This is a genomic window from Saccharopolyspora spinosa NRRL 18395, from assembly GCF_000194155.1.
GTDB classification, from domain to species: Bacteria; Actinomycetota; Actinomycetes; order Mycobacteriales; family Pseudonocardiaceae; genus Saccharopolyspora; species Saccharopolyspora spinosa.
Genome location: NZ_GL877883.1, coordinates 272,098 through 277,800, shown reverse-complemented (window position 1 = coordinate 277,800; position 5,703 = coordinate 272,098). Strand labels below are relative to the sequence as shown.

Annotated in this window: 7 protein-coding genes; 4 read left to right on the top strand and 3 right to left on the bottom strand. The window is 66.6% G+C overall.

From position 1 onward, the window contains the following. Nucleotides 1-704, bottom strand: a 704-nt coding sequence (locus tag SSPN_RS57365; protein WP_010315819.1) for a hypothetical protein, incomplete at its 3' end; no start/stop codon positions are given. A 294-nt stretch (nt 705-998) separates the two neighbouring features. Here SSPN_RS57365 and SSPN_RS48115 point away from each other — a divergent pair. Continuing rightward, nucleotides 999-1,454 (top strand): helix-turn-helix domain-containing protein, encoded by a 456-nt coding sequence (locus tag SSPN_RS48115; RefSeq protein ID WP_010315817.1) that lies wholly within the window; start codon nt 999-1,001, stop codon nt 1,452-1,454. Between the two features lie 594 nt (nt 1,455-2,048). Next, nucleotides 2,049-2,243 (top strand): hypothetical protein, encoded by a 195-nt coding sequence (locus SSPN_RS49780; protein ID WP_010315815.1) that lies wholly within the window; start codon nt 2,049-2,051, stop codon nt 2,241-2,243. 861 nt (nt 2,244-3,104) lie between these two features. Here the strand turns inward: SSPN_RS49780 and SSPN_RS0139340 are convergent. Beyond that, entirely contained in the window at nt 3,105-3,644 is a 540-nt protein-coding gene (locus SSPN_RS0139340) for a trypsin-like peptidase domain-containing protein (RefSeq protein ID WP_010315809.1), read from the bottom strand. Further along, nucleotides 3,641-3,751, bottom strand: coding sequence for a CU044_2847 family protein (locus SSPN_RS61995; protein ID WP_010315807.1), 111 nt, complete (start codon nt 3,749-3,751; stop codon nt 3,641-3,643). Before SSPN_RS61995 ends, SSPN_RS0139340 begins: the two co-directional genes overlap by 4 nt. A gap of 74 nt (nt 3,752-3,825) precedes the next feature. Here SSPN_RS61995 and SSPN_RS61195 point away from each other — a divergent pair, with 74 nt between their 5' ends. Both SSPN_RS61195 and SSPN_RS0139325 read left to right on the top strand, forming a co-directional pair. Then, nucleotides 3,826-4,002 (top strand): hypothetical protein, encoded by a 177-nt coding sequence (locus tag SSPN_RS61195; protein WP_237710959.1) that lies wholly within the window; start codon nt 3,826-3,828, stop codon nt 4,000-4,002. A 166-nt stretch (nt 4,003-4,168) separates the two neighbouring features. Further along, on the top strand, nt 4,169-5,302 hold the full coding sequence (locus SSPN_RS0139325) for a glutathione-independent formaldehyde dehydrogenase (protein ID WP_010315805.1): 1,134 nt from the start codon (nt 4,169-4,171) through the stop codon (nt 5,300-5,302). Nucleotides 5,303-5,703 lie beyond the last annotated feature (401 nt).

The window sequence follows — 5,703 nt, the reverse complement described above, 5'->3', positions numbered from 1 at the left end:
GCCGGGCGACGACGTCGGCCCCGGCCGCCTCCGATGGCATCGGCGGTGTGCCCGGCCAGCGAGCGGGCGATGTGCCGGCCGGTGACTTTCTGCCCGTTCGCGTACCGGTGGCCGATGTCCCGCACCGTGCGCCCGGCGATCTTGGGCACTTGGCGCACCATCTTGCGGGTGGTGGGGCTGCGCCACAGCTTCTTGCCGATCGAGGTGACGCCCTTGATGATCTTCGGCGCGAACTTCTTGGCCAGTGGCAGGACCTTCGGCGCCAGGCTCATCGCCAGCGGTGCCAGCGCCCCCAGGAAACCTTCGACCTCGGCTTCGGTTTCGGCTCGCTCGGCTTCGAAGGCGAGCTTGGCCATCGTCTCGGCGTCGGAGTAGACGCGGCGGACCGGGTCGGCGAAGTACTCGTCCTCGTCCTCGAACTCGGCTTCGAGTTCGCGGACCAGCTGCTCGAACTCGGCCTCCAGTTCGTCCTCGTCCTCGTCTTCGTCTTCGTCCTCGAACTCCAGCTCCAGCTCGTCCTCCAGTTCGCGGACCAGGCCCTCCAGCTCGTCTTCGAACTCGTCCTCGTCCTCGAACTCCAGCTCGTCCTCGAACTCCTGGGCGAAGTCCTCCAGTTCGTTCTCGTCCTCGAACTCGAACTCGTCCTCCAGTTCGCGGGCCAGCTCGTCCTCCAGCTCGCCGTCGACGGCTCGGTAGCGACTCATGGCGGATCCTCCTGTCCTGCACCGCGTCCGGCGGCATTTTCGGGAGCCGGCCGTCGGTGAGCGCGTGCGAACAGTCCAAAGCAAGCGAGCATTCGGGTGGTAGTCGCACGTTCAAGTGCCCACCGTCCGTGTTAGTTAACCTGGATGTCACTCGAATCGACGATGCGCGGACAGTCGATGTTGGCTTTGCTGGTATGCGTCGCGGCGAAGACCGTGACCGGCCTGCGAAGGGGGAACGGGCCGTTGTGAGGCGGCGCGATCCGCCGTCCGCGGCGGGACTGGGGAGGCCGGTACATGCCGAATGATTCGACTGCCACGCCAATTCCGCGAATCCACCGAGGACCGCCCGAACCGGAACCGCCCTGGCGGGGGCCGGAGCGGCGCGACGACATCGGTTCGGACGAACTGGTGCAGCACCTGGTGCGCGCATTGGTGCGGCGGGTCGGCGAGCTCGACGGATCGCCCAGGGTGGGGCGGAAACCGTTGCTGGACATGACGGAGCTCGGCATGCGCTGCCTGTTGCTGCCGGTCGTGCCGAAGGTCGACAAGGTCCTCAGCCCGCGGGAGCAGGAGATCGCACGGATGGTCGGCCTCGGCTACACCAACCGTTCGATAGCGGCGGTGCTGGACATCAGCCTCTACACGGTTTCCGCCCACATGCGGCGAATTTTCATCAAGCTCGGCGTTGGTTCACGTGCCGCGATGGTTGCCGCGCTTTCTGACAATCCAGACCTCTACATCGCGGACTAGGCATCGAAAACCGCGCTGGAATACCGCATTTGCTCCGAATGCGCCCCTGCGGTGACCGGCAGGGCGAATGCGCCACAGTGGAGGTGCCGATCGACTGGAACGACCCGGGCGGCGCGAAGACGAACATCGCCGTCGGCCCGTTGCCCGCGACTGATCCGCAGAACCGGACCGGCGTGCTGTTCGTGGCGCCTGGCGGTCCGGGCATTCCGGCATCGACAGCTACATCGAAGGCGCGAACAAGCTGCAGGACGGCGAGCCGCGCAAGCGGTTCGACATCGTCAGCTGAGACCAGCGTGGGATGAAGCGCAGCAACGAGATCCGGTGCAGCAGCGACCTGCTAGCCCAAGCACCCAGGAACTTCCCCGCGAACGTGCAGGAGCAGCAGGACCTGCTGGCCTACAACGCGAAGCTGGGTAAGAACTGCCGCAAGAACACCGGGGCCGGTGTTCGGCTTCGTGGACACCAGCGCTATCCGCGACCTGGACGCCATCCGCGCCCGCGCTCGGCGAGGAACAGCTCAGCTTCTACGGCCCGCCGTAGGGCCCGCAGGTCGGGCAGCAGTACGCGGAGCTGTTCCCGAACCGGCTCCGGGCGATGACGATCGACTCGAACATGGACCACAGCATGAAGTCCGGCCGCCGGTACATCGAAACGGCCAGCGAGAACTTGGAAGACTCATTCAACACCTTCGCCGACTGGTGCGAGCGGACCGCGAACTGCCCGCTGTACGGCGAGGACGTGCACGCGGTGTGGGACGACGTGCACGCGAAGGCCGAAGCCGGACCCTGACGGACCAGGCGACCGGCACCGCACTGGCCACGAGCTCGCTGCGCCGCGAGCTGACGAACGCCATGTACCGGCCGGAGGAGCGGTGGTACCGGCTGGCCGACCGCCATTGAGGCTGTTTTGGAATGCGCTGGTTGATGAAGCGAACGGACCGTTTGTGTCGTCTACGGTGGTGGACAGGCCGTTCGCTTCACACCGGTTGGCGAGTCGGGACCAGACCGTTCCCATTGGGACTGCCACCGGAACTTCCAGGAAGAACGAGTTCCCGAACAGGCTCTACAGCAGAGGAAGTACTCACGGGTCACCCGTCGCAGGGTCGGTCGTGGCTTACGCATTCCGGCAGCAGGTTCAGCTCGTCCGGGGTGAAATCGCGGTCGGAGGTGCGGCACAGGTCCCGGAACCAGACCTCGGTGTCGAGGGGGATTCGCTCCTGGTGACCGGGCAGGCGGTGGGATGAGATCGCCGTTCTCGACGGCGCGCCGCGAATCCGTGTCGTCGAGGGTGATCGCGGTGACCAGGCGGCGTTCCTGCAAGTTCCAGACCTGGAAGTCCAGGGTCTCCTCGGAGATCAGGTAGCCGCCGGAGAGGCCTCGATCTCGTCGACCTTGCCGATCAGCGGCGGCAACGGGGCCATGTTCTCCAGGTCGATCAAAGCAACTGAATCGCCGGTGATCGTCGTGGCCACGGACCCGTCCGGGTGACGACCGGTCGATCGGCCACGGACAACCCGTCCAGCGGGAACGTCTTGAGCGATTTGCGTGCTTGTAGTCCGAAACGGACCTGCACCGCGGTGACGTCCTTGGCGAACAAGTACGGCACGGACATCCCGATGAGTCTCAGGCCCGGGGCGATCAGCGGCGCGATCTAATCCATCTTGATCAGGTCGACCAGCCCGATCGAGTTGTTCGCCTGGTCCGTCATCGCGGCGGCGGAGCCGTCGGCGGACACGACCAGGTCGGTGACCCCGAGCCGGAACGCGTGCGCCTGCGTTCTGGTCCGCAGGTCCCACACCGAGAGGCCGTCGCTGGTCTGGCGCCAGCGACTGGTCCGGATCTCCCGGGCGGAGCGCGATCTTCGGACCACCTGGCGGCGACTCCCAGGCGGGCCGCACGTCGAGCTCCAACGTCGGCGCGGTCTGCGTGCCGGAACCGGCAGCGCTCCCGGTGGTGTGTCCGCCAGCCGCAGGATCGCGACGTCCAGGTCGTCGTCCTGCGACAGCACTTCGACGGCGTGGTCGTGGCCGCGCAGCAACGGGAAATCGGCGACCGGCGTTGCTCTGCCGACCACGTGGGCGCAGGTGGCGACCACACCCGGTGCGACCAGGAACCCCGCGCCCAGGACGGTCCGGCCCTCGCGGAGCGGGACCACCGCCGGGTCGAGCGGATCGACCGTCAAGCCGGTCATATGCTCAACTTGGAGTCGCTCCACTCGACGGCGACGTTGAAGTTGGCCTCGCCCGTCGACTTGGCGACTGCGAGATTGGCTTCCCGGGTGACCTTGATGCCGGACAAGCACGCTGATCTTCGACGGGGGCTGTTCCATCGCGCGCAGTTCGCCGAGCACCGCCTCGGCAGCGGACGACCGGATGTTGCATCGCCTTCTGCACGGTCTCGGAGGCCTGCACGACCTTCCCGGCGTCGCCGACCGGGATCGCGCACTGACCGTCTGCGGCCTCGATGAGCAGGTCGCCGCCGTCGCCCAGCGGCATCTTGACCAGCTGTGTCATGACTCGGGACTCCCGAACTCGCACGTGCGGACTTGAGCGAAGTTCGCCGACGGTCGCCCGCTGGCGGGTGACGTTCCGGTAACTCCCCGGATGGCCCTCGTTCGGGTGACGCCCGTCCGTGTCTTGGGTCTTTCCGCTCGGGGTAGTCCCTGGTCGGCATGCAGATGGATTTCGCGCGTCTTCCACCCGGAGGTGGTCAACGATGAAAGCAGTCGTGTACCAGGAACCCTTCTCAGTCGCGATCAACGAAGTGGACCGGCCGACGATCCAGCACCCCAACGACGTGATCGTGCGCATTACCTCGACCGCCATCTGCGGCTCTGACCTGCACATGTACGAGGGCCGGACGGCTGCCGAGCCCGGCATCGTGTTCGGGCACGAGAACATGGGCATCATCGAGGAGGTCGGCTCCGGTGTGACTAGCCTGAACCGTGGCGATCGGGTCGTGATGCCGTTCAACGTGGCCTGCGGGTTCTGCAAGAACTGCATGGCGGGCAACACCGGGTTCTGCCTGACCGTCAACCCCGGCTTCGCCGGCGGCGCCTACGGCTACGTCGCGATGGGGCCTTACGTCGGCGGGCAGGCCGAGTACCTGCGGGTGCCGTTTGCCGACTTCAACTGCCTGAAGCTGCCGACCGACGGCAGCCACGAGGCCGACTTCGTGCTGCTGGCCGACATCTTCCCGACCGGCTACCACGGCTGCGAGCTCGCCCAGGTCTCGCCGGGCGAGAGCGTTGTCGTCTACGGAGCCGGACCGGTCGGGCTGATGGCCGCCTATTCGGCGCTGCTGCGCGGCGCGGCGAGGGTGTTCTGCGTCGACCGCGTGCCGGAGCGGCTCGCGAAGGCGGAGGAGATCGGGGCCATCCCGATCGACTTCTCCAAGGGCGACCCGGTCGAGATGATCAAGGAGCGGACCGGTGGGGAGGGCACTGACAAGGGCATCGACGCGGTCGGCTACCAGGCGCAGGTCGGCGACGCCTCGAAGGAGGAACCTGCCGTTGTGCTGAACTCGCTGATCGACACCGTGCGGGCGACCGGACGGCTGGGCGTGCCGGGCTTGTACGTGCCGTCCGACCCCGGTGGACCGAACGAGGAGGCAAAGAAGGGGATGCTGCTCGTCTCGATCGGCCGGATGTTCGAGAAAGGCCAGGTCATCGGCACCGGGCAGTGCAACGTGAAGCGCTACAACCGGCAGCTGCGGGACATGATCATCGCGGGGCGCGCCAAGCCCAGCTTCGTCGTCTCCCACGAGCTGTCCCTGTCCGAGGCGCCGGACGCCTACCGGAAGTTCGACCAACGCATCGAGGGCTACACAAAGGTCGTCCTGCACCCGTGAGCAGGACGCGGTGAAGGGCACGTTCAAGCAACCCGGTTTCTCTCTCGGCTGCCCAGAGGTGCCCTTCACTTCTGGTCGCAGACGTCGTCGAGGCCGGTGCGCAGCATGTCGAAGGCGCACTCGGCTGCGGCGACGGCTTCGGGATAGAGGTCGTCGGGCGTTCGGCCGCGTTAGGTCTGGCGGACGTTCTCCTCGACGAGCACTCGCAGCGCCGTCGCCACTTGGTTACCGCGCGCTGGATCGCGAGGGGATCGACAACCCCGTCGACCTGGTCGGCGATCGGGAACGAAGTGTTGTTCGCGACGCAGTGACGATGTGGGGCGCAGTTTCAATTGGGTGTGGCTCTTTTGAGGGGAGCTGTGGTCGGGGGGTTTGGGTGGGTGGTGATCATGAAAGGGGGG

Bases quoted from the DNA above. Each gene is read 5' to 3' on its own strand.
- SSPN_RS48115 (WP_010315817.1), top strand. From the start codon at position 999: ATGCCGAATGATTCGACTGCCACGCCAATTCCGCGAATCCACCGAGGA.
- SSPN_RS49780 (WP_010315815.1), top strand. From the start codon at position 2,049: ATGACGATCGACTCGAACATGGACCACAGCATGAAGTCCGGCCGCCGG.
- SSPN_RS0139340 (WP_010315809.1), bottom strand. From the start codon at position 3,644: ATGACCGGCTTGACGGTCGATCCGCTCGACCCGGCGGTGGTCCCGCTC.
- SSPN_RS61195 (WP_237710959.1), top strand. From the start codon at position 3,826: ATGTTGCATCGCCTTCTGCACGGTCTCGGAGGCCTGCACGACCTTCCC.
- SSPN_RS0139325 (WP_010315805.1), top strand. From the start codon at position 4,169: ATGAAAGCAGTCGTGTACCAGGAACCCTTCTCAGTCGCGATCAACGAA.